18 protein-coding genes are annotated in these 23,555 nt (G+C 67.1%); 11 read left to right on the top strand and 7 right to left on the bottom strand.

Translation table 11 applies throughout. The features are described 5' to 3' along the window. The first annotated feature begins 14 nt into the window (after positions 1 to 14). Together C563_RS0105740 and C563_RS0105735 are read left to right on the top strand one after the other, a co-directional pair. On the top strand, positions 15 to 398 hold the full coding sequence (locus C563_RS0105740; protein ID WP_018761089.1) for a BlaI/MecI/CopY family transcriptional regulator: 384 nt from the start codon (positions 15 to 17) through the stop codon (positions 396 to 398). A 6-nt stretch (positions 399 to 404) separates the two neighbouring features. Beyond that, the gene (locus tag C563_RS0105735) at positions 405 to 1,397 is read left to right on the top strand and encodes a M56 family metallopeptidase (protein WP_018761088.1); all 993 of its coding nucleotides are present in this window, start codon (positions 405 to 407) and stop codon (positions 1,395 to 1,397) included. 40 nt (positions 1,398 to 1,437) lie between these two features. Here C563_RS0105735 and C563_RS0105730 read toward each other — a convergent pair whose 3' ends face one another. Continuing rightward, complete coding sequence (locus C563_RS0105730; RefSeq protein ID WP_018761087.1) at positions 1,438 to 3,546, bottom strand: DNA gyrase/topoisomerase IV subunit B; 2,109 nt, start codon at positions 3,544 to 3,546, stop codon at positions 1,438 to 1,440. Between the two features lie 255 nt (positions 3,547 to 3,801). On the opposite strand from C563_RS0105730, the gene C563_RS0105725 reads away from it, so the two are divergent. Continuing rightward, on the top strand, positions 3,802 to 4,023 hold the full coding sequence (locus tag C563_RS0105725) for a DUF7455 domain-containing protein (protein ID WP_018761086.1): 222 nt from the start codon (positions 3,802 to 3,804) through the stop codon (positions 4,021 to 4,023). A 164-nt stretch (positions 4,024 to 4,187) separates the two neighbouring features. On the opposite strand, the gene C563_RS0105720 is transcribed toward C563_RS0105725, so the two are convergent. From C563_RS0105720 to C563_RS0105705, 4 genes are all read right to left on the bottom strand, one after another. Next, a complete protein-coding gene (locus tag C563_RS0105720) occupies positions 4,188 to 5,501 on the bottom strand; it encodes an RNA polymerase sigma factor (protein ID WP_018761085.1) in 1,314 nt (437 codons plus the stop codon). Between the two features lie 305 nt (positions 5,502 to 5,806). After that, on the bottom strand, positions 5,807 to 7,135 hold the full coding sequence (locus tag C563_RS20895; protein WP_043423779.1) for a DUF4192 family protein: 1,329 nt from the start codon (positions 7,133 to 7,135) through the stop codon (positions 5,807 to 5,809). A 92-nt stretch (positions 7,136 to 7,227) separates the two neighbouring features. After that, positions 7,228 to 8,574, bottom strand: a complete 1,347-nt coding sequence (locus C563_RS0105710) for an MFS transporter (protein ID WP_018761083.1) — start codon at positions 8,572 to 8,574, stop codon at positions 7,228 to 7,230. Between the two features lie 51 nt (positions 8,575 to 8,625). Beyond that, positions 8,626 to 9,564: a proteasome assembly chaperone family protein gene (locus C563_RS0105705; RefSeq protein ID WP_018761082.1), complete on the bottom strand. Its 939-nt coding sequence runs from the start codon at positions 9,562 to 9,564 to the stop codon at positions 8,626 to 8,628. Positions 9,565 to 9,818: 254 nt separating this feature from the next. Between C563_RS0105705 and C563_RS0105700 the strand changes: the two genes are divergently transcribed. The 5 genes from C563_RS0105700 to C563_RS0105680 all read left to right on the top strand — a co-directional run bounded on the left by C563_RS0105700 (position 9,819) and on the right by C563_RS0105680 (position 15,931). Further along, entirely contained in the window at positions 9,819 to 11,342 is a 1,524-nt protein-coding gene (locus C563_RS0105700) for a leucyl aminopeptidase (RefSeq protein ID WP_026264397.1), read from the top strand. 254 nt (positions 11,343 to 11,596) lie between these two features. Continuing rightward, positions 11,597 to 12,979 (top strand): dihydrolipoyl dehydrogenase, encoded by a 1,383-nt coding sequence (gene lpdA / locus C563_RS0105695; RefSeq protein ID WP_018761080.1) that lies wholly within the window; start codon positions 11,597 to 11,599, stop codon positions 12,977 to 12,979. A 114-nt stretch (positions 12,980 to 13,093) separates the two neighbouring features. Then, the gene (sucB, locus tag C563_RS0105690; protein ID WP_018761079.1) at positions 13,094 to 14,842 is read left to right on the top strand and encodes a 2-oxoglutarate dehydrogenase, E2 component, dihydrolipoamide succinyltransferase; all 1,749 of its coding nucleotides are present in this window, start codon (positions 13,094 to 13,096) and stop codon (positions 14,840 to 14,842) included. 155 nt (positions 14,843 to 14,997) lie between these two features. After that, positions 14,998 to 15,351, top strand: coding sequence for a hypothetical protein (locus tag C563_RS0105685; protein WP_018761078.1), 354 nt, complete (start codon positions 14,998 to 15,000; stop codon positions 15,349 to 15,351). A 151-nt stretch (positions 15,352 to 15,502) separates the two neighbouring features. After that, entirely contained in the window at positions 15,503 to 15,931 is a 429-nt protein-coding gene (locus C563_RS0105680; RefSeq protein ID WP_018761077.1) for an OsmC family protein, read from the top strand. Between the two features lie 83 nt (positions 15,932 to 16,014). On the opposite strand, the gene C563_RS0105675 is transcribed toward C563_RS0105680, so the two are convergent. Then, entirely contained in the window at positions 16,015 to 19,548 is a 3,534-nt protein-coding gene (locus C563_RS0105675) for a S41 family peptidase (RefSeq protein ID WP_018761076.1), read from the bottom strand. 73 nt (positions 19,549 to 19,621) lie between these two features. Between C563_RS0105675 and C563_RS0105670 the strand changes: the two genes are divergently transcribed. Then, a complete protein-coding gene (locus C563_RS0105670; protein WP_018761075.1) occupies positions 19,622 to 20,524 on the top strand; it encodes a TIGR01777 family oxidoreductase in 903 nt (300 codons plus the stop codon). A gap of 41 nt (positions 20,525 to 20,565) precedes the next feature. On the opposite strand, the gene C563_RS0105665 is transcribed toward C563_RS0105670, so the two are convergent. Continuing rightward, positions 20,566 to 22,221, bottom strand: coding sequence for a serine/threonine-protein kinase (locus C563_RS0105665; protein WP_018761074.1), 1,656 nt, complete (start codon positions 22,219 to 22,221; stop codon positions 20,566 to 20,568). A 138-nt stretch (positions 22,222 to 22,359) separates the two neighbouring features. Here C563_RS0105665 and lipB point away from each other — a divergent pair, with 138 nt between their 5' ends. Both lipB and C563_RS0105655 read left to right on the top strand, forming a co-directional pair. Further along, positions 22,360 to 23,028, top strand: coding sequence for a lipoyl(octanoyl) transferase LipB (gene lipB / locus C563_RS0105660; RefSeq protein WP_018761073.1), 669 nt, complete (start codon positions 22,360 to 22,362; stop codon positions 23,026 to 23,028). Then, the coding region (locus C563_RS0105655; RefSeq protein ID WP_018761072.1) for a lipoyl synthase at positions 23,025 to 23,555 on the top strand (531 nt) is incomplete at its 3' end. The genes lipB and C563_RS0105655, both read left to right, overlap by 4 nt.

The raw sequence follows: 23,555 nt of genomic DNA, 5'->3' as shown, positions 1-23,555 counted from the left end.
AAAGGAAAAGTGAAATGGCTAGTCTTGGTGAACTGGAACGGGCGGTCATGGACCTGCTCTGGGCGGGCCAGGAAGCGGCTACGGCCAACACCCTGAGGGACCAGTTGGCGCGCTCGTCGGCTGCACAGGGCGGGGCGGGCCACGAGGGCAAGGAACTGGCTGTCACGACTGTACTTACCGTGCTCTCCCGGCTGGAGAAAAAAGGGCTGGTGGAACGCGAACGCGGCACCCGCCCGCACCGCTACCAGGCTGTTTCCAGCCGCGCCGACCACACTGCCGAACTCATGCATGAGGTCCTCGGGTCAGCACCCGACCGCGAGGCAGTCCTCGCCCGCTTCATAGGATCGGTCTCCGAAGGTGAAGCCGCTACGCTGCGCAAACTGCTTGGCCACCTCTAGCAAACCATGTTCTGGGCCTCGTACCTGCTGGCGGTCCTTGCGATAGTCCTTGCGTGGCCGGTGCCGATCCTCCTTTCGAAGGCACAATGGCCGGCCAGGTCGCCCTTCACCGCGATGCTGCTCTGGCAGGCGATCGCCCTCGCAGGTGGCTTGTCCATGATCGGCGCCATGCTGGTCTATGGCCTGGAGCCGATTGGCGACAACCTGGTGGCCGGCCTTCGGGCCCTCGCCGGCATGGTACTTTTCAGCGCTCCCACCACGGCATTGGGGTTCTGGCACATCTTCGCCCTGTCCGCCGCGGCCCTGCTGACCGCTCACCTGGTCTTCACCCTGCTGCTCACCTACTACAAGATCCAGCGGCAGCGGCGGCGGCACCGTGAACTCCTGGCCCTGCTGGCCTCACCGTCCGGACAGGACACCGGAACCCTGGTCATCAGCCATGATTCCCCGGTGGCCTACTGCCTGCCGGGTGGGGCCCGCTCTGTGACCGTCCTGTCGGACGGCCTGATGGCCGCCCTCGAGCCGGCTGAACTCCGCGCCGTCCTCATCCATGAGAACGCCCACCTGAGCCAACGGCACCACCTGCTGCTCTGGGCGTTTGCCGCCTGGCGGCAGGCGCTGCCCTGGCTGCCCACCACCCGCCTTGCCCAGGAATCGGTCAACTCACTCATCGAGATGCTGGCTGACGACGTCGCCCTGCGGACCGAGAGCAAGGCGACCCTGATCAAGGCCATCGCCATCGTCGCCAGCGGCTCGGCAGCGAACCCCGAAGCTGGTGGCATCCGGCCGTCCTCACCCAGCCTGGCGCTTTCAGGGCTGGAGGCGGCCTCCATGGGACCGGGCTCGGACGCGGTCCGGACTGCAGCGTCCAGGGTCAGCCGCCTGCTGACACCCCAGCCCCAACTGCCGGCCGCGGCCCGCAGTGCCGTCCTGGCCGGCTGCATCCTGCTGCTCGCGCTGCCAACCGCTTTGCTCGTGGTTCCGGGGCTGCTCGGCTGACCTGCCGCCGCGGTGGTTGACCTGCCGAAGGCCGGCACCCTCAGGCGTCGATGCGCTCCCGGTCAAGGCTGGACGCCCCGGCGATGATGAAGTCCTTGCGCGGGGAGACATCCGAACCCATCAGGAGGTCGAAGATCTCCTCCGCCTGCTGGGCATTCTCGATGCCCACCTTCCGAAGGGTCCGGTGGCGTGGGTCCATGGTGGTCTCGGCCAGTTGCTCGGCGTCCATCTCCCCCAAGCCCTTGTACCGCTGGATGGGTTCCTTGTACCGCTTCCCCTCCTTGGCCAGGCGCGCCAGCAGCACGTGGAGCTCGGCTTCGGAGTAGGTGTAGATCATCTCGTTGGCCTTCTGGCCGGCGTTGATAACCTCCACCCGGTGCAGCGGGGGAACCGCCGCGAAGACCCGGCCTTCGAGGATCATGGGCCGCATGTAGCGGAAGAACAGGGTCAGCAGCAGGGTCCGGATGTGGGCGCCGTCCACGTCGGCGTCCGTCATGAGGATGACCTTGCCGTACCGGGCGGCGCTGATGTCAAAGCTGCGGCCGGAGCCGGCGCCCACCACCTGGATGAGGGCCGCGCATTCGGCGTTGGAGAGCATGTCCCCCACCGATGCCTTCTGCACGTTCAGGATCTTGCCGCGGATGGGCAGCAGGGCCTGGAAATCGGACGAGCGGGCCAGCTTGGCGGTGCCGAGGGCGGAGTCGCCTTCCACGATGAAGAGTTCGGAGCGTTCGACGTCGTCCGTGCGGCAGTCAGCGAGCTTGGTGGGCATCGAGGACGTTTCCAGGGCATTCTTGCGCCGCTGCGTCTCCTTGTGCACGCGGGCCGAGATGCGGGACTTCATCTCGTTGACGATCTTTTCCAGCAGCAGGGCCGACTGCGCTTTGTCGTTCCGGTTGCTGGAGGTGAGCTTGGCGGTGATCTCCCGTTCCACCACCCGCGCCACGATGGCGCGGACGGCGCTGGTGCCGAGGATCTCCTTGGTTTGCCCCTCGAACTGCGGCTCGGCGAGCCGGACGGTCAGGACTGCGGTCAGGCCGGCGAAGATGTCGTCCTTGTCGATCTTGTCGTTGCCGGCCTTGAGCTTGCGGGCATTGGTTTCCACGGCTTTGCGGAACGTCTTGACCAGGGCTTGCTCGAAGCCGGACTGGTGGGTGCCGCCTTTCGGGGTGGCAATGATGTTCACGAAGCTGCGGACGGTGCTGTCGTAACCAATGCCCCAGCGCAGGGCCACGTCCACTTCGCAGTCCCGTTCGACCTCCGCCAGCTGGCTGTGGCCCCGTTCGTCCAGGACAGGGACGGTTTCCTTGAACTTGCCGGAACCGTGCAGCCGCCACACATCGGTGACGGCCGGATCGGCGGCCAGGAATTCGACGAACTCCGAGATGCCGCCGTCGTGGTGGAAGATTTCTTCGTGCGGGCCTGCCTCACCGGGGGTTCCCGGGAGCTTGCGTTCGTCGCGCACGGTGAGCTTGAGCCCGGGAACCAGGAACGAGGTCTGCCGGGCACGGGCTGCGAGGTCCTCGTAGGAGAACTTCGCGTCCGGCGTGAAGATCTGCCGGTCCGCCCAGTAGCGGATGCGGGTCCCCGTGACTCCGCGCTTGGCCTTGCCCGCGACGTCCAGGACAGAGTCGTTAACGAACGGCGTGAAGGGCGCTGCCGGATCCGGCTTGGACCCGGTGTCTTTGAACCGGCCGGGTTCGCCGCGGCGGAACGACATCCGGTAGGTCTTCCCGCCGCGGTCCACCTCAACGTCGAGGCGTGAGGAGAGGGCGTTGACCACCGACGCGCCCACGCCGTGGAGGCCGCCGGACGCGGTGTAGGAGCCACCGCCGAACTTGCCGCCTGCGTGCAGCTTGGTGAATACCACCTCGACGCCGGTGAGCCCCGTCTTGGGCTCCTTGTCGATGGGAATGCCGCGGCCGTCGTCGTGGATTTCGACGGAATTGTCCGCGTGAAGGATGATGCGGATGTCGTGGCCGAAGCCTGCCAGGGCCTCGTCCACCGAGTTGTCGATGATTTCCCAGAGGCAGTGCATAAGGCCGCGCGAGTCGGTTGAGCCGATGTACATGCCCGGGCGCTTGCGGACAGCTTCGAGCCCTTCCAGGACGGAAAGGTGCCGGGCGGTGTACTCAGAGCTTGGTGCCACTGGTGATGAACTCCTTCAGGGACGTGGGAGCGGCACTGGAACCGCTCCCTCTAGGGTAGTCGGCGGCAGCGACAGGAGCCTGCTGCCACACCCGCCGGCCGCTGTGCGGCGCGCCACGGGCAGGGTCCCGGCAGTCGGTGGGACATTCTTGACCCAACCTTGCGGATACGCGCACAGCGAACTTGCCCCATCCTTGCGATGGATTGGATACGAATGCTGGTTATATAGATGTACTGATCTACTAAGGAGGCCGACATGACAACAGCAGTGGCAGACCGCACGCTCAACGCACTGGACCGGTGCGACCGTTGCGGAGCTCAGGCATATGTCCGGGTTGTACTCGAGTCCTCCGGCGGTGAGCTGCTGTTCTGTGGCCACCACGCCCGTGCAGTGGAGGCGACGCTTAAGCCGTTGAGCTCCGACTGGCACGACGAGACGGGAAAGCTTCACGAGAAGGCTCCCGTCGAGATCGACTAGATGAGGCATCGGTAACAACGAACCCGGTGGGACCTGTCCGAATGGATGGGTCCCACCGGCGTTTAACCGTCCTTAGGGGGAACCTCACGGGGGTTAAGAAGCCAGGCCGCCCCGGGCCCACCGCAGGGTGGGGTCGGGGCGGCCTGGCTTTTTGCGCTGGAGATCTAGTCCAGGTAGTCGCGCAGCACCTGCGACCGTGACGGGTGGCGGAGCTTGGACATCGTCTTCGATTCGATCTGCCGGATCCGCTCGCGGGTGACGCCGTAGACCTTGCCGATTTCGTCTAAAGTCTTCGGCTGCCCGTCGGTGAGGCCGAACCGCATGGCAACGACGCCTGCTTCGCGCTCGGAGAGGGTATCCAGTACCGAGTGCAGCTGTTCCTGCAGCAGGGTGAAGCTCACTGCGTCGGCAGGGACCACCGCCTCGGAGTCCTCGATCAGGTCACCGAACTCGGAATCGCCATCCTCACCCAGGGGAGTGTGCAGCGAGATTGGTTCGCGGCCGTATTTCTGGACCTCGACAACCTTTTCCGGGGTCATGTCCAGTTCCAGCGCCAGTTCCTCGGGCGTGGGTTCGCGGCCGAGGTCCTGCAGCATCTGGCGCTGGACACGGGCCAGCTTGTTGATGACCTCAACCATGTGCACCGGAATACGGATGGTACGGGCCTGGTCGGCCATGGCGCGGGTGATCGCCTGCCGGATCCACCAGGTGGCGTACGTGGAGAACTTGAAGCCCTTGGTGTAGTCGAACTTCTCCACGGCGCGGATCAGGCCCAGGTTGCCTTCCTGGATGAGGTCCAGGAAGAGCATGCCGCGGCCTGTGTAGCGCTTGGCCAGGGAAACCACGAGGCGGAGGTTGGCCTCCAGGAGGTGGTTCTTGGCGCGCTTGCCGTCGTGGATGATGAATTCGAGTTCGCGCTTGTACTTGGGGTCCATGGTGTCCCCGTCGGCAGCGATCTTTTCTTCGGCGAACAGTCCGGCTTCGATCCGGAGAGCCAGGTCGACTTCCTGCTCGGCGTTGAGCAGTGCCACCTTGCCGATCTGCTTCAGGTAGTCCTTGACGGGGTCGGCGGTGGCGCCGGCGGACATGACCTGCTGGACCGGGGCGTCGTCGTCGTCGGCGTCGGAGTAGACGAAGCCCTTGCCGCTGCCGGCGGCACCCTTGACGGGATCGGCGTCGGCATCCTCGACCGCGTCGGGGCCTTCGAGGACGATGTCGTCGATGTCCTCCTCGACCTCCTCGACGTCGTCCGGGTCAACGTCACCGGTGGACTTGCCGGCAGCCTCTGCTGCAGCTTTGGCGCCCGGTTTGGGCCCGCGCTTCTTCGGCTCGCGCTTGCCGTCCGCTGCAGCCTCACCGGACGAAGCCTTGTTGGCTGCCCGCGTAGCTGCCCGCTTGGCGTTGGTCGCGGCCTGCTTCTCCTCAGGGGACAAGACATCCTGGGCGGCGGAATCCTTCTTCGTGGAAGACGGGGTCACAGAAAACCTTTCTAGCGGTGGTCTGTGGAATCACCATACGGGCAACACCACTATGACCCTGTCAAGTCCGTGGTGGAAACCAAGCGCCACCACGGCCGGCAGAGTCACTTAAGACAACTCCCGGAGCGGCTGTAATGTTCCCTTGCGGGCACGGTTACAAGCACTCGATACACGGACCCAACCGGGTCTCGGCATCCATTGTCTCATGATTTGGCCGAATCCGGCCTCTCCTGCCGGCATCCATTACCACCCCAGCGCTTCCGGCGCCCCTGAGAGGCGTGGCCCGGGGCCACCACGGCCGGGCGTCAGACCACACCTCCGCGCTCCGGCCCAAAGGGATCCGGCCCGAATTTCTGCCAGGCAGCGTCCTTCCGCGCCGCCCAGCCGCAGAGCGCACCCCGCGCGACAATGTCCAGCAACAATTCCGCCAGCCTGTACCCGGGCTCAAGCCGGAGCGCCTCGCCCAGGTAGGCGGCCGCGTACGATCCGCGGCCGCGGCACCAGGCTATCCATCCCCTGCCGGCCAAGGCTGCAGCCCCGGCCCGTCCGCCCGGCGCTGCCAAGTGTTCAAGGACGCGGTCCAACATGTCCAGGGCCGCCCAGCAGGGCACCTCAGGCGCCACTCCCATCAGGATCTCGCCGTAACCGGCAACCGGAGGTCCGGCGGGGTTCAGTAAACGTGGCCGGCGGTCCCGGCCCAGCCGCGCAGGCGCTGTTGCAGCCCCGAACCCCGGCGTCCGCAACCGCGGCGCCGTGTCCAGGCATGCGGCCGGCGAGGCTAACGGCGCGAACACGGCGGAGTCGCCGGCAACCTCAGACGCACCCACATCGTCAAGGGCCCCGAAAAGCTCAGCTCCTGCCTCCGCGGCACTCCTGCCCGCTGCTGCCATGACCAGAACGGCATCGCGCCAAGTCGGCACGAAGATGGTGGCGCGAAGGAACGCATCGCGCTCGGCGTCCGGTTGCCACGGCGTCGCGGCCGGCTGGCCCAGGATCCTCTCCCAGAAGTCCAGCACGGAGCTGAACTGGGCCCTGCTCCGGGTCCGCCCGGCCAGTTCTTCCATCCAGCCGTCCTCCCGCGCCAGGACGGAGGCCACATATTTGCCCGGCAGCGCCGGCACGTGCGCAGTGCCCGATCCCGGCGCTGCCTCGATGCTGCTGCCCCGGTACACCATCTCGGCATTAAGCGTGCTGTCCCTGATCTGCTGGACCGGGCGGCCGGGCGGTGGGCAACACGACGAGTCCCGGCACAGGGCGTCCCGCCAATACGCGTCGCCCACGAACCACGCGTGACGGACAGGCATGCCCGCCTGGTCCAGGACAGCCTGCACGTCGCGGACCAGTTGGTCGTAGGCGGTAGGCGGCGCCGCCCCGGCGTCGGTGGTAAAAATCGCCAGCAGCGAGCCGTCGGCCTCAACGTCAGACTGCAGGTAGCGGCGGACGGCGCGGGCGAACCCCGACGGGTCCACCTGTGTCTCCAGGTCGGGAAGGTCAAGCCGCAGCGTGGCTCCCAGCGTGGTGCCGCGCAAGGTCATGGCCACGAGACTCGATGCCGGCCAGTATCCCAGCGAATGCGGGATGAAGCCGAGGATGTCTTCGGGGCCGTGGACTGTCAATCGTTCCGGAGCTGTCATGGCTCCAGCATTGGCCCCCTGCCGCGCAGCGCGCACCGGGCCGTTCGGCTATGTGGGAAACCCGAGCGGTGGAGGACCAGTGGCCTGCGCCCTTAGTCGTCGGTAGGTGCAGGCTGCCGGCGGCGGGCCAGGCTCTCCCGGCGCTGCCGCGCCAAGGCACTGCGCAGGGGCGGCACGACGATTCCCTGCGCAGCCATCTGCCGGCGCACCTTTCGCCTGGAGGCAACGATCGCTGCCGATCCAATCGCGAGCAGCAGGAACTGGACGCTGAGGGCCAGCCGGAACGGGTCCAGGCCATACAGGACACCCTGCGAGAATCCGGTGGCATAGAGCAGGTCCAACACCAGGCCGATCAGGAAGATGGACACCAGGGCGGCAATGAAACCGCCAACATTGACGATGCCGGTGGCCGTCCCGATCCGGTGCGCGGGGTTGAAAGTCCGCGCGAAGTCAAAACCGATCATCGACCCCGGGCCGCCGATGGCGAGGACGACCACCAGCATGGCCAGCAGCCACAGCGGAGACCTGCCGGGCAACAACAGCACCGCGGCCCAGGCGGCGGCCGTGAAACCGGCAATGAGCAGGACCATGGTGGAGCGGCGCAGCGGGTGGCGGGAAACGAAGCGGCCAATGAAAGGGCCCACGGCCATGGCAGCGGCAACATACAGCGCCATCAGAGCTGCAACGGTACCGGCGTCCAGGCCCTGGCCGGAGATCAGGAACGGGTAGCCCCAGGTCATCGCGAACACGGTGCCGCTGAACTGGATGGTGAAGTGGCTCCACATTCCCAGCCTGGTTCCGGGCTGGCGCCAGGCGCGCGCCAGCGAGACGCCGGTTGCTTTCAGCCCCTGCCGGGCGTCCGGGCGTTCGGTGCCCGGCGGAACGTCCTGCAGCAGCAGGAGGACCAGCACGACGGCGAGGGCCGACATCCCGGCCAGCATCAGGAAGGCGGGAGTCCAGCCCGACAGGTGCAGGACGAGCGCGAAGGGAAGGACGCTGAATAGCTGCCCCAGCTGGCCGGACATGCCGGTCAGCTGGGTCACCAGGGGGACGCGGACCGGAGCAAACCACAGCGGGATGAGCCGGATCACCGAGATGAAGGTCATGGCATCGCCGGCTCCCACCAGCACGCGGCCCAGGACCCCGCCCGGGATGCTCTCGGCAAAGGCAAGCTGCAACTGGCCCAGCCCCATCAGCACGGCACCGCCGGCGATCATTGCCCGGGAGCCGAACCTGTCCACCAGCAATCCGACCGGGATCTGCAACCCGGCGTAGACCAGCAGTTGCAGGACCGTGAAAAAGGATATGGCCGAGGCCGTGGCATGGAAGCGCTCGGTGGCCTCAAGGCCCACTACCCCGAAGGAGGTGCGTTGCGCCACGGCCACCAGGTACCCGAAAATTCCAACGGTCCAAATCAGCCAGGCGCGGGGAGCAGTCACTTGTTCATTATGCCCGGCCCCGGCAGGCTCCCCCGAAGCCGTGACGCGCCGCTACGGCTTCGGATTCTCCCTGGCCAGGTATGCCTCCACGGCGGCGCCGAGGTCGTCGGCGTCGGGAAGCTCGTCATTTTCGTTGGCCAGGAGCGAGCGCCGCACCATGCCGTCGGCCTTCTCGTCGTAGCGCGTTTCGAGGCGGGCCACCACCTGCTGGACTTCCTCGGACGCCTCGATCTGCTCGGCGATCTGGCGGCTGACGTCACGGCCCGATTCACGAAGCCGGTCGGTGGGCAGCATGAGCGACGTCGCAGCACCGAGGTATTCGAGGCCGGCGACGGCGGCCGTGGGGTACTCTGCCTCCGCAAGGTAGTGCGGCACGTGGATGACGTAGCCGGCGACATTGCGTCCGGCTTCGACGAGGCGCAATTCCAGGATGTGGCCGACGGCGGCTGGAACTTCCACGGTGGGCTTCCACACCGAAATGCCTTCAATCAGCTCAGGCCGGTTTCCGTGCACGGTGACGCCCACGGGACGGGTGTGCGGGACCGGCATGGGGATCGAGTGGATCCACGTGACCAGGTTGACATCGAGTTTCTCCACGATGTTGACCACGGCGCGGGCGAACCGCTCCCACTGCAGGTCGGGTTCGAATCCAGCCAGGAGGAGGAACGGTTTGCCGAGGCCGTCGACGAGGCGGTACAGGGCCAGGCGGGGCTCCTGGTAGTCCTGGATGTGGTCTTCCACGAAGCTCAGGTGCGGGCGGCGGGACCGGTAGTCGATCAGCTGGTCGGCGTCGAAGACCGCCACCGGCTGGGCATCGAGGGTGTCCAGCAGTTCGGCGTTGATCTGCTTCACCACGTGGCCGGCGTCGGCGAAACCGGTGAAACCCATGACCAGGTTCAACCCCCGCAGATCGGGGCTGTGGAACAGCTCGATGTTGCTGGCGTAGAGCGCGTCGGGGTCCAGCAGGGAGCCGGAAATCCGTTCAAGCACGGCGTGTTCCTTTCAGGGTTCGGGTGGACATCTTGCATAACGCGGCGGACGGGCCGGGCATTCCGGCACCCCGTGTGGCGCACATCTCAGGAAATTCTCCCGCCGTGGCGCGGAAGGGCTACGATCGGAACTGGCCTGCCAGGCGGGCTGGCACGCCCCCGGAGCGGTCCACGACGGCCGGAGCCGGGCCACCATGGCAGAGCGCCCAACATGCATTCCTGCCCGAACGTTTCGAGAATTGAGGACTCATCCCTGTGGTCAAGAATACTGAAATCAACCTTAGTACCGTCTCGCGGGACATGAAGAAGAGCGCCAGCGAGGCAGTGGTCATCGGGGTGGGGCAGGGAACCGACGGGCCCGTTCTCCTGGACAACCCCTTGACGGCAAAGTCCGCGGAAGCCCTCACGGAATCCCTCAAGGCGCTGGGCGTTACCGGCGCGGCAGACCAGCTTGTACGCCTGCCGGGGCTGCCCGAAACCGGAGCCGGTATCCTGGCCCTGGCCGGGGTTGGCAAGGTCGCGGCCGGCGAACCGCTGGCAGGCGAGGCTCTTCGCCGCGCCGCAGGCTCGGCGGTCCGCCAGCTTGCGGGCCTGGCCACAGTCACCCTGGCGTTTCCGACGGCGACCGTGCAGGACGTCGCTGCCGTCGCCGAGGGCGCGGCGCTGGGCGCCTACTCCTTCACCGAGTTCCGGTCCTCGACTGACGGGCTGAAGGACCCGGTCCGGAACGCCGTGATCTTCACCGAACTGGCCGGCACCGCCGGGGTGGACTCCGCGCTGAAGCGCGCAGGCTTGGTGGCCAAGGCCGTGAATGCGACCCGGTCCCTCGTTAACACCCCGCCCAGCCACCTGTACCCGGAATCCTTCGCAGAGGCCGCCAAGGATCTCGCCAAGGGCCTTCCGGTGAAGGTGACCGTTTGGGACGAGAAGCGCCTGGAGAAGGAAGGCTTCGGCGGCATCATGGGCGTTGGCAAGGGCTCCTCGCGGCAGCCGCGCCTGGTGAAGGTCGAATACTCCCCCGCCAAGGCGACGTCGAAGATTGCCCTCGTCGGAAAGGGCATCACGTTCGACACCGGCGGAATTTCCCTCAAGCCGGCCCTGAACATGGGTGACATGAAGAGCGATATGGCGGGCGCCGCCGTCGTCCTTAACACTGTCCTGGCCATCGCCGGGCTGGGCCTGCCCGTCAAGGCCACGGCCTGGCTGTGCATCGCCGAAAACATGCCCGGCGGTGCCGCCTCCCGCCCCGCCGATGTCCTGACCATGTACGGCGGCAAGACCGTGGAAGTACTTAATACGGATGCCGAAGGCCGGCTGGTCATGGCGGACGGCATCGTCGCAGCGAGCGGCGAATACCCGGACGCCATCATTGACGTCGCCACCCTTACCGGCGCGCAGCTTATCGCACTGGGCAACCGCACCGCGGGCATCATGGGCTCGGACAGCGTCACCGGCGCGCTCAAGGTTGCCGCGGACCGCGCCGGCGAGCTGGTCTGGCCGATGCCCCTGCCGGAAGAACTGCGCCCCAGCCTGGACTCCCAGGTGGCGGACCTTGCCAATATCGGAGAGCGGCACGGCGGCATGATGACCGCTGCCGTTTTCCTGCGCGAGTTCGTGGGTAAGGATAAGGCGGGCGCGCAGATCCCGTGGGCGCACATCGACATTGCCGGGCCGTCATTCAACAACGGCAGCCCGTACGGCTACACACACAAGCAGGGCACCGGCTGCACCGTCCGGACCCTGGTCGCGTACGTCGAGGACATCCTCGCCGCGGCCTGATCAAGGCTTGACGGGCCGTGCCGCGCGGCTTTGCGGCGGGGGTGATCCCTCCGCCACAAAGCCGCGTGACACTGGCCACAAGCGCTCCACAAACGCGCCGCCAAGGTGGAGCATGGATAGGTGGTTCGCTAAGGTGAACCACGGTAGTCACAAATGCAAGAGAGTTGCCCTGCTGACATAATCACGGCAGTGCAAGTTCCAAGACCAGATGATGCGCGCTGATCGCGTCATCGTTCACGCGAGGGAGCGTTTTAGTGGCCGATCAGGCAACTGCGCAAGAATTCGACATCCTGGTACTCGGTGGCGGCAGCGGCGGGTACGCCGCGGCGCTGCGGGCGGTACAGCTGGGCCTTACCGTCGGCCTCGTGGAGAAGGGCAAGCTGGGCGGCACCTGCCTCCACAACGGCTGCATCCCCACCAAGGCCCTGCTGCACTCTGCAGAGCTGGCAGACCACGCCCGTGACTCCGCCAAGTACGGCGTGAACGTCACCCTCGACAGCATCGACATCAACGCTGTCAACGCCTACAAGGACGGCATCATCGCCGGCAAGTACAAGGGCCTGCAGGGACTCATCAAGTCCAAGGGCATCACCGTCATCGAGGGTGAAGGCAAGCTGCAGGGCACCGACACCGTCGTCGTGAACGGCACCGCCTACAAGGGCAAGAACATCGTCCTGGCAACCGGCTCCTACTCCCGTACCCTTCCCGGCCTGGAAATCGGCGGCAAGGTCATCACGTCGGACCAGGCCCTCACCATGGATTACATCCCCAAGAGCGCCATCATCCTCGGCGGCGGCGTCATCGGCGTCGAGTTCGCCTCGGTCTGGAAGTCGTTCGGCGTGGACGTCACCATCGTCGAAGGCCTCCCCTCCCTCGTTCCCAACGAGGATGCGACGATCGTCAAGAACTTCGAGCGTGCCTTCAAGAAGCGCGGCATCAAGTTCTCCACCGGCGTGTTCTTCCAGGGTGTCGAGCAGAATGACGACGGCGTCAAGGTCACCCTCGTGGACGGCAAGACCTTCGAAGCCGACCTGCTGCTGGTTGCCGTTGGCCGCGGCCCGGTCACCGCCAACCTGGGCTACGAGGACGCGGGGATCACCATTAACCGCGGCTTCGTCATCACCAACGAGCGCCTGCACACCGGCGTCGGCAACATCTACGCGGTGGGCGACATCGTTCCCGGCGTGCAGCTGGCGCACCGTGGTTACCAGCAGGGCATCTTCGTTGCCGAGGAAATCGCCGGCCTGAAGCCGGTGGTTGTCGAGGACATCAACATCCCCAAGGTCACCTACTCCGAACCCGAAATCGCCACGGTTGGCTACACCGAGAAGGCTGCCAAGGAAAAGTTCGGCGACGACCAGGTCCAGACCCAGGAGTACAACCTGGCCGGCAACGGCAAGAGCTCCATCCTGGGCACCTCCGGACTGGTCAAGCTGGTCCGCCAGAAGGACGGCCCCGTGGTTGGCGTCCACATGATCGGAGCCCGCATGGGCGAGCAGGTGGGCGAGGCCCAGCTGATCGTGAACTGGGAAGCCTACCCGGAGGACGTCGCCCAGCTGGTGCACGCCCACCCCACCCAGAACGAGGCCCTCGGCGAAGCCCACCTGGCGCTGGCCGGCAAGCCGCTGCACGGCTGATTTTCCACAGTATTACCAGGCCTGGTGCACCCGGCCGCGCAGGCCGGGTGCACTAGGCTTCCACCATGGCAGCAATCATTCGCACTAAAGATCAATAAGGAGAACGGGGACGACATGTCTGAATCCGTTAACTTGCCCGCCCTCGGTGAGAGTGTCACCGAAGGAACCGTCACCCGCTGGCTCAAGCAGGTAGGTGACCGGGTAGAGGTGGACGAGCCGCTGCTCGAAGTCTCCACCGACAAAGTAGACACTGAAATCCCCTCTCCCGTAGCTGGCGTGATTGAAGAAATCCTGGTCGCTGAAGATGAGACCGCCGAGGTAGGCGCACCCCTGGTGCGCATCGGCGACGGCTCCGGCGGCGGTTCCGCACCCGCCGAAGAAGCCCCTGCGCAGGAAGCACCGGCCCAGGAAGCACCCGCACCGGCTGAGGCTGCTCCCGCCCAGGAAGCACCGGCCCAGGAAGCTCCTGCCCAGCAGGCACCGGCGGCCGGCGGCGAAAGCCACGACGTCACCCTGCCCGCGCTCGGCGAAAGCGTCACCGAAGGCACCGTCACCCGCTGGCTGAAGGCCGTAGGCGACTCCGTTGAGGTGGACGAGCCGCTGCTCGAGGTTTCCACTGACAAGGTGGACACCGAAATTCCGTCTCCGGTGGCAGGCACCCTGCAGGAAATCCGGGTCAACGAGGACGAAACCGCCGAGGTCGGCTCCGTGCTCGCCGTTATTGGCTCCGGCGCTCCCGCTGCTGCGGCTCCGGCTCCGGCTGCCGCACCTGCTCCCGAGGCCCCCAAGCAGGAGGCACCGAAGCAGGAAGCCCCCAAGCAGGAAGCTCCTGCCCCTGCCGCGGCTCCCGCCCCGGCACCTGCGGCGGCTCCCGCCCCGGCTGCAGCACCCGCTGCACCCGCAGCCCAGGAGGCAGCCCCGGCCGGCGGTTCCGAGTCCGGCTACGTCACTCCCCTGGTCCGCAAGCTCGCCAACCAGCACGGCGTTGACATCTCCTCGCTGTCCGGCACCGGCGTCGGCGGCCGCATCCGCAAGCAGGATGTCATCGCCGCGGCCGAGGCAAAAGCCGCTCCCGCCGCAGCTCCGGCTGCAGCGCCTGCCGCGTCCGCTCCGGCCGCTTCCGGCGCTGCTGCCTCCTCCCTGCGCGGCACCACCCAGAAGGCTCCCCGCATCCGCCAGGTCATCGCCCGCCGCATGCGCGAATCCCTCGAGGTCTCCACGCAGCTGACGCAGGTCCACGAGGTGGACATGACCAAGGTCGCCAAGCTGCGCGCCCGGGCCAAGAACTCCTTCCAGGCCCAGAACGGCACCAAGCTGACCTTCCTGCCCTTCATCGCCAAGGCTGTGGCCGAGGCCCTCAAGCAGCACCCGAAGCTCAACGCCGCCTACGACGAAGACAAGCAGGAAATCACCTACCACAACGCCGAGCACCTGGCGATCGCCGTCGACACCGACAAGGGCCTGCTGGTTCCAGTCATCGCCGACGCCGGCAACCTGAACCTTGCCGGCCTCGCCGGCAAGATCGCCGACGTCGCATCCCGCACCCGCGACGGCAAGATCGGTCCGGACGAACTCTCCGGCGGCACGTTCAGTATCACCAACATTGGTTCCGTTGGTGCCCTGTTCGACACCCCGATCATCAACCAGCCGCAGGTGGGCATCCTGGGCACCGGCGCCATCGTCAAGCGGCCCGTCGTGGTTGCTGACGAAAACGGTGACGACTCGATCGCCATCCGCTCCATGATGTACCTGTCCCTGACGTACGACCACCGCCTGGTGGACGGCGCGGACGCCGGCCGCTTCCTCCAGACCTTGAAGGCACGCCTGGAAGAGGGCGCTTTCGAAGCTGATCTGGGGCTCTAGCCTCCGCAGCAAAGACAGCGACGGCGGTGCCGGCGCAGGTGGGAAACCGCCCGCGGCCGGCGCCGCCGTCGCGGTTTAACCAACGCAGCCGCTCCCGGGACCGCCGTGGCGTGGCTTTGCTACGGGCCGTAGAACTGACTGGCTAAGCTGGTGCCATGACTATTCTCTTCAACATCCTGGTCTTCCTGCACGTCGTGGGAGCCGCCATGATCGTAGGCTACTGGATTGCCACGATGCGGACCCCCACCGTCCACCCGCGCCAGCGCGATGGCGCGTTCCTGCAGCTCCTCACCGGCATTGCCATGATGGGCATCCTGCCGTTCCTCCCGGACAAGGATCCGAACTACGCCAAGCTGGGCATCAAATTCGTCATTGCCGTCGTCGTGGCAGTCCTGGCCGTCATCGGAACACGCAAGGTCAAGAACGGGCAGCCTGTCTCCACCGGCCTGGCCCACGGCGTGGGCGGCCTGGCACTGGTGAACGTGGCCATCGCCACCATCTGGCAGTAGCCCCGCACCAGCCGGCCGTAAACGTCTGTCCGGTCATAATCCTCTGAGAGCGGACAACCCGTGCACCGGACGGACGTGGTCCCTAGGATGGGAAACGGCGGGCCCGGCCGCGGGTGGCCGGCCCGGATTCGAACCGACGTTGAGGAGAGACATGGCGACAACACGCAATGCGCACACTGTATGGACCGGAAGCCTGACGGAGGGTTCGGGCAACACCACCCTGGACAGCTCCGGCCTTGGCACCTTCGATGTCACCTGGAAGGCGCGCACCGAGGCCGCCGGCGGAAAGACCAGCCCGGAAGAGCTGATCGCCGCCGCCCACTCGGCATGCTTCTCCATGGCGTTCAGCCACGAACTGAGCCAGGCCGGCTTCACGCCTGAGGAAGTCAACACCAAGTCCGAGGTCGGCTTCCAGCCGGGGACCGGCATCACGGGCAGCCACCTGACCCTGAATGCCCGCATCCCCGGCATTTCGGAGGAGGACTTCCAGCGGATCGCCGAGGCCGCGAAGAAGGGCTGCCCGGTCTCCCAGGCCCTCGCCGGGATCGAGATCACCCTGGATGCCACGCTTCAGGCCTAAGCCTTGCCGGCATAGAGCACCAAAAAGGCCCTGTCCCGCCGGATGTCCGGCGGAGCAGGGCCTTTTGGTTTACCCGGAAAAACCTAGGCAGGCGTCTCCGCCTGGCCGGCCTGCCGGCGGGCGGGCAGCGGCGCAGGCTTCAGGCGGCGGTATCCGGAGCGGGCCGGCGGACGGTCGGTGGGCAGTTCCTGGATCATTTCCTTGAGCGCGCCGATGCCGTACTCAAGCTGGGGATCGCGGCCGGCGGCGTAGGCGTGCGGTGGGTAGGTCACTTCGATGTCCGGGTCCACGCCGTAGTTTTCAACGCTCCACCCAACACCGCCGCCGAACCAGGTGGCGTACCTGGGCTGGGTGACTCCCGTGCCGTCGGCCAGGGAGAAGCGGTTGTCGATGCCCACCACGCCGCCCCAGGTCCGCGTTCCGATGACCGGCCCGATCCCCCGCAGTTTGGAGACCTGGGTGATGATGTCACCGTCCGAGCCCGCGAATTCGTCGGCGAGAATGATCACCGGCCCGCGCGGAGCGTGGTGCGGATACGTCCGGGGCTTCTCCCCGCGCGGCATGCTCCAGCCGGTGACCTTGCGGCCGATCAGCTCAGCGACCAGCTGGGACGTGTGTCCGCCACGGTTCCGGCGCACATCGACAATGAGTCCGTCCAGCGCGGTTTCGGTGTCCAGGTCCCGGTGCAGCTGGGCCCAGCCGTTGGCCATCATGTCCGGAATGTGGAGGTAGCCGAATGTTCCGTCCGAGGCCTCGCGGACGGTGCGCCGGTTGCCGGCGACCCATTCCTGGTACCGCAGCCGTTCCTCGTCCTTGACAGGCACGACGGCGACCCGCCGCTGGGTCCCTGCAGCGCCGCCGTGTCCCGGGCCGTTGAGCAGGGTCAACTCCACTGCGCGTCCGGCCGCACCCACCAGCTGCATGGCCGGGGTGACGGCCTGTGACAAGGGGACACCATCGATGGCAAGGAGGATGTCCCCTGCCTTGGCGCTGACACCCGGCCGGGTCAGCGGCGACGTGGCGAGCGGATCGGAGGACTCACCGGCCAGGATGCGGGTGATCTCCCAGCCCTGCGGTGTGTGGGTGAGGTCGGCGCCGAGGCGGCCCTGCCCGCGGCTGCCCCGCTCGGTCACTGCGGCCGGGCGCACGTAGGCGTGGGATGTGCCGAGTTCGCCGTGCAGCTCCCACAGCAGGTCAACCAGGTCATCGTGCGAGCCGAGGCGGTCCACCAGCGGACGGTACCGGGCGCGGATGGATTCCCAGTCCTGGCCGGCCATGTCTTCGGTCCAGAAGAAGTCGCGCTGCAGGCGCCAGGCTTCATCGAACGCCTGTCCCCAGACGCTAAGCGGGTCCAGCAGGACCCTGATCCTGCCCAGGTCCACTTTGACGGCTTTGCCGGATTCCTCATCCGCCTTGGCATCGGATGGAACGGCAGTGACCTGCTTGTCCGAGACCAGGACCACCTTGCTGCGGTCCCCGGACAGGCGGTAGCTGTCAACGGCGTCCACCAGCGTGGCTTGCTTGCGGCGGGCGACGTCGTAGCGGACCAGGCTGGGGCGGGCGTCCTTGTCCTCCTGGCTGGCCTTGCCGTCGCCGGTCACGCCGGCCAGGACGGAGTCGAGCCACAGGAGTCCGCCGTCCACGGCCTTCAGTGAGCTGTAGTTGCCCTGGGGTACGGGAACCCCGATGACGCGGTGCGCCAGGCCTTCCGGGTCGACGTGGACAGCTGCCGTGCTGTCCTGCTGCCCTTCACTTGCGTCCGCGCCGTTCTTTACGGTTTCGGGTGCGGTCTCCTCGCCGGCGGGATCCACCGACGGGCCAAAGGGCGACGGCGTGTCAGCTGCGAGTGCCACCAGGTAGGGCTTGATGGGGCTGGGGAAGGAAAGGTCGAACGAGTGCCCGTCGTAGACCGGATCGAAGCTGCGGTTGGACAGGAACGCCAGGAACTTGCCGTCAGGGGTGAACGACGGCGAGGCGTCGCGGAAACGGCCGTCAGTGACCTCCACGGGATCGGCATCGAGGCGGTCCACGGTGGCCAGGCGCAGGCGGCTGCGTGAGCCGAAGGACGTGACCGGTTCCGACCACGCCAGCCAGCGCGAGTCGGCGGACCAGGCCAGCTCGGAGATGCTGCCTTCGCCGATGCTGGCAACGCGCGTGAGGTTACCGGTTCGGGTGTCGGCCACGTGGACGTCGCCGAACGAGGTGCCCAGTGCTATCCACCGGCCGTCCGGGCTGGCTTCGAGCGAACTGGCCCGCGACGGCGTGGGGACGGTGATGCCGGTGGGCGCCGTGTCCTCCCTGTTTTCCGTGGCGGCCGTCGAGTCCTGCGGGGCGACGTCTGCCTGCTGGTCGTCGTCGGCGGGAACATGTTGGTTTCCGCCCGCAAGGACTGCGGCGCCGGAGGCCGGGACCGGTTGCGGCAGGTTGGGCGTTTCGGGGCCCTCCGTGCCCGTTTGTCCGGCGTCGGCGGAGTGGTCCGCCGTAGGTTCCTGGCCCGGTGCCGTCGCCTGCTGGGCACTGTGCGGGACAGGTGCGGCGATGTCCTTGATGTGCAGCGCCTCGACGCCGTCGTGGTCGGCGATGTAGGCGATGCGGCCGTCGCCCAGAGGCCGGGGCAGGCGCCCGCGGACACCCGGGGTTGCCTCGATGATGCGGGAGGGCCCGTCCTTGTGGCGCACCCAGTGGATGGTTCCGTGCGATTCGACGGCGCTGGCGGCTCCGGTGGTATCGGGTGCCACGGCGCCGAGGTGTTTTGCCGGGTCGAGGAGGGCCGGACGCCTGGTCTGCGAGGCAGAGCCCAGGGAGATCTCCAGCTTGACCGCCTCCGATTCGAGGTCACTCAAGACCCAAAGTTCACCGGCGGATTCGAAGATGACCCGTTTGCCGTCGGTGGCGGCGTGCCGGACGTAGAAGTCCTGGTGGTCGGTGTGCCGGCGCAGGTCCTGTCCGTTGGGCAGCACCGAGTAGAGGTTGCCGTAGCCCTCATGGTCGGAGAGGAAGGCGATCCGGCCATCCACCCACAGGGGGTCGGCGAGATTGCCGTCCAGGTCGGGCAGCAGCCGTTCGAATTCGCCGTTGCCGTCGTTGTCGATCCACAGCTTTCCGGCGGTACCGCCGCGGTACCGCTTCCACCATGCCGGTTCGCGGGACAGCACGGTCCCCAGCACCACCGGACGTTCGTCGCCCACCTCGGGGCCGAACGCAACCGATTCAACCGGGCCGTACGGCAGTTCCTGCGCCCACCCGCCGTCCATCGGGACACTGTAGGCGTAGGTGTGCCGGCTTTCGGCCTGCCGGAATGCGCTGGTGACCACCACGGAACCGCCGGCGGTGAACCCCTTGACCCTGGTGCTGCTGTGCCCGAAGTAGGTGAGCTGCCGGTATCCGCCGCCGTCGACCTGTGCCGAGACAACCTCCGGCGCCGTGCCCTGCACCACCGTCCACACCAGCCGCTTGCCGTCCGGGGTGAACCGCGGGTTGCGGGCGGGTAATTGGAGGGACGAGACGCGCCAGGCCCGGCCGCCGTCCAGGGGCGCGATCCAGACGTCGTCCTCGGCCACGAATGTGACCAGGTCGCCGTGCAGATGCGGGAAACGGAAGTAGCTCGAGGAAGTCATCGTTCGATCATAGTCAACCACCGCCTGCCCCCGCGGGAGGTGCCGGAGCCGCGCTGGCGTGGTGAGATGGACCATGCACATCGTCATGGCCGGCGCCTCCGGGCTCATCGGCACCTCCATGTCCGCAGCCTTCCGCGACGCCGGCCACTCGGTGGTGACACTGGTCCGCCGACAACCTGCGGGAGCATCAGAGATCAGGTGGGATCCGGCGGCCGGCGTCCTGGACCCCGGCGCCCTTGCCGGCGCCGACGCCGTCGTCAACCTGGCCGGCGCCGGCATCGGCGACAAGCCCTGGACGCGGCGCAGGGTCGAGGAACTGTTCAGTTCGCGGCTGGCACCCACCAGGACCCTGGTGCAGGCCATGGCGCAGCTTGAAACCCCGCCTGCCACCTTCATCAGCCAATCAGCGTCAGGCTATTACGGCGACGCCGGCAACACGGTCCTGCGCGAGGACGCACCTGCCGGTTCAGGCACGTTGGCACAGATCTGCATCGAGTGGGAACGCGAAGCCAACCTGGCGCCCGAGGGTGTTCGCGTCGTGACGCCCCGCACCGGGGTGGTGTTCAGCCGTTCCGGCGGAGCACTGGGCAAGCTGCTCCCCCTGTTGCGGCTGGGCGTGGGCGGCCCGTTCGGAAACGGCCGCCAGTTCTGGCCGTGGGTGACGCTTCCGGATGTCTCGGCCGCCTTCCTGTTCCTCCTCGAATCCCAGGTGGCGGGGCCGGTAAATGTCGCGGCCCCCGGGCAGGCGGACGTCAATGCGATCGTTGCGGCGCTGGCGCGCGCACTGCACCGGCCTGCCGTGCTGCGGGTTCCGGCGCCCGTGCTGCGGACCGTGATGCCCGGGCTCGCTGAAGAGCTTCTGTTGTTCAGCCAGCGGATTGAGCCTGCAGTTTTGTCGGCTGCCGGCTTCCAGTGGCAGCACGGGAACCTTGACGCCGCAGCCCGCTGGGTGGTCGGGAAGGACAACGCCGGCTGACCAGGGGCACTGGTGCGGCAGCCCTGCCCGCGGGCGCGTCATCAGCCGCCCGAAAGGATGTTGCTGATCTTCCACCGGCCGTCCACGGACACCAGGACCAGCCTGAGCCGCTGCGCCGGGCTGGCCGGCCCTGTCGCCAGCACCTCGTTCTCCGGGCCCACGGCCTGGTAACCCGAGGAGGCGGAGGTCAAGCGCACGACGGCGTGGTCCTGCGTCGACCCGGATTCGGGCGTGACCTCCGAGACCATCGTGGCGAAACCGTCGAGGCGCTGGCGGGAAGCACCCAATGGCCCGGCAATGTCCTGGTCAGCGGCCGCGGCGGGCGATCCGGGCGCGTTGACGGCGGACAGCAGATCCACACTCCCGGTATTGAAGGCATGATCCCGCAGCGCGGCCAGCCCCCGAACAGCCACCGCAGGATCGGCAGCCGCAGCTTGCTGCCGGGCCTCGGCCAGCACGTCGACGGGGCTACGCCCGGCGTCATGGCCTGGCGCGGCCGGTCCTTGCGGAACGCCGGCAGCGGACGGCATGCCCGGAGCGGAGTCGCCGAGCCACGGTCCGGCGCCGGCGGAAGCGGCCAGCCACCACATCCCAGCCGCCGCCACGCCCACTGCCGGCAAGGCGAGCCGGGCCGGCAGCCGCGGGATATGCAGTGCCCGGACCCCGGCAGGGGCGCCCGCATGCTTCCCATGTGACGTTGCTTCGGCCTGGGGCGAAGGAAAGGGCCGGATCCGGGCCCCCGCTGCCGGGCCCGGCCACCGCAAGGTCGAGAGCCGCCGCCGCACTTTCCGGAGTCTCGTGCCCAGCGCGGAACCCTTCGCTTCGGCCGGGATACTGCGGCGGGTGAGCAGCTCCGGAAGGACCGTGGGATGGACGGCACCCGAGAGGTCAAGAGGCAGCGCCTCCGCACTGCGGAAGACGGCAGTACCCAGCGCCATGGCAGTAGGCCGCAGCCGGCGGTCCTCGTTCAACCCTTGTTCGAGGGCTGCGGCAAGCTCCTTCGGGACACCGGGAACCAGCAAGGACAGCGGCGGGCGGTCCAGCGTGCGGCCGGGCGCTTCACCGGTCAGGCAAAACCAGCCAATCGCGGCCAGCGAGAACACATCGCGTCCTGGCTGAAGTCCCGCGCGGGCGGCATCAACCGGCGACGGGTCAACGAAGCCGCCGGTTCCAGCCGTCACTGCCCGGCCAGGATCGCCGAGCATCCGGGCCACACCGACGTCGGACAACATCGGTTTCCCCTGCCCGGTGAACAGGATATTCCCGGGCGCCACGTCCGAGTGCGTGAAGCCTTGGGCGTGCAGGTATCCCAGGGCCTGCGCAACGGGAGTCAGGACGGTGACGCTTTCCCCCACGCTGAGCCTGCCCCGGGATGCCACCAACTGCGCCAGCGAACCGCCAGCGGCGAAGTCCATGGTCAGGGCCGTCCCCGGCGCGGGCCCGGCGACGCGCACGGCATCGTGGGCCCTGATGAGGTGCGGGTGGTCCAAGACACTGAGGATGCGGATTTCCCTCCGCACTTCCTCCTCCCGCATGGCCTCGTCCCGGGCTCTGCCGTCCGGGGCACGGAAGCACTTCAGCGCAAAGTCCCTGCCCGTGCGCTGTTCCGTGGCCAGCCAGACATCCGCGCTGCCGCCGCGGCCAAGCAGCCGGCCGACGTCGTAGCCCGGGACTTCGGGAGCCTGTGCACCATCCATGCTCCATGTCTATCGGAATCCGGGGCGGGCTGCAGAAGTTATCCACAGGCCGTGGCCGCTGCAGTCACATTGGGTGCGCGCCGGTGAGCTTGGACACTAAACCGGGCCGGGACGGCTTCGGGGTCTAAGCTGGATTCCATGACTCTTGAGTTTTCACAGCTGGGTCTTGCCCCCGACTTCGTTGACTACATGGAAGGCTGGGAAGCCCAGCGCGAGCTCCATGACAAGGTTGTCGCCGGAGTTGCCCCCAGCACAGTCCTGCTCCTGGAGCACGCAGCCGTTTATACGGCCGGCAAGCTCACCGAGGACCACGAACGGCCGTTTGACGGCACGCCGGTCGTCGCGGTGGACCGCGGCGGCAAACTCACCTGGCACGGCCCCGGGCAACTGGTGGCCTACCCCATCCTGAAGCTGAAGAACCGTGCCGGCATCCGCGACTACGTGGAACGCCTCGAAGACATCATGATCACGGTCATGGCGGACTACGGCATCAAGGCGGAACGCATCAAGGGTCGCGCGGGCGTCTGGATCAAGGCGGACGCCAACGGTCCCGACCGCAAGATCGCCGCCATCGGCATCCGGGTCTTGAACGGCGTCACCATGCACGGCATCGCCATCAACTGCAGCAACGATCTCGCCCCCTACGGCCAGATCATTGCCTGCGGCATCACCGATGCAGGCGTGACCACCATGTCCTTGGAAACAGGACAGGACATCCGTCCGGCCCATATTGTGGACCGGTTCGTGGAGGAATTCCACAAGCACGAAGAAGCATTGGTTTCGAGCCCTGAAGGAGCTCTACTGTGACATTGGCACCTGAAGGCCGGAAGATGCTGCGGATCGAGCAGCGCAATGCTGCCGTTCCGGTGGAGCGGAAGCCGGAATGGATCAAGGCCAAGGTCCAGATGGGCCCGGAGTTCGTCGGGCTGAAGAACCTGGTCAAAAAGGAAGGCCTGCACACCGTCTGTGAAGAGGCCGGCTGCCCGAACATCTTCGAATGCTGGGAAGACAAGGAAGCGACCTTCCTGATCGGCGGTTCCGAATGCACCCGCCGCTGCGACTTCTGCCAGATCGACACCGGCAAACCCTCCCCCGTGGACATGTTCGAACCCACCAAGGTGGCCCGCTCCGTCCAGTCCATGCAACTTCGCTACGCCACCGTCACCGGTGTGGCCCGCGACGACCTCGAAGACGAAGGCGTCTGGCTCTACGCCGAAACCGTCCGCAAGATCCACGAACTGAACCCCGGCACCGGCGTGGAACTGCTCATCCCCGACTTCTCCGGCAACCCCGACCACATCAAGGCGATCTGCGACTCCGCCCCCGAAGTCTTC

Source organism: Arthrobacter sp. 135MFCol5.1, assembly GCF_000374865.1.
Lineage (GTDB): Bacteria > Actinomycetota > Actinomycetes > Actinomycetales > Micrococcaceae > Arthrobacter.
The sequence above is the reverse complement of the archived record's forward strand: the minus strand, read 5'-3'. Positions and strand labels throughout refer to the sequence as shown.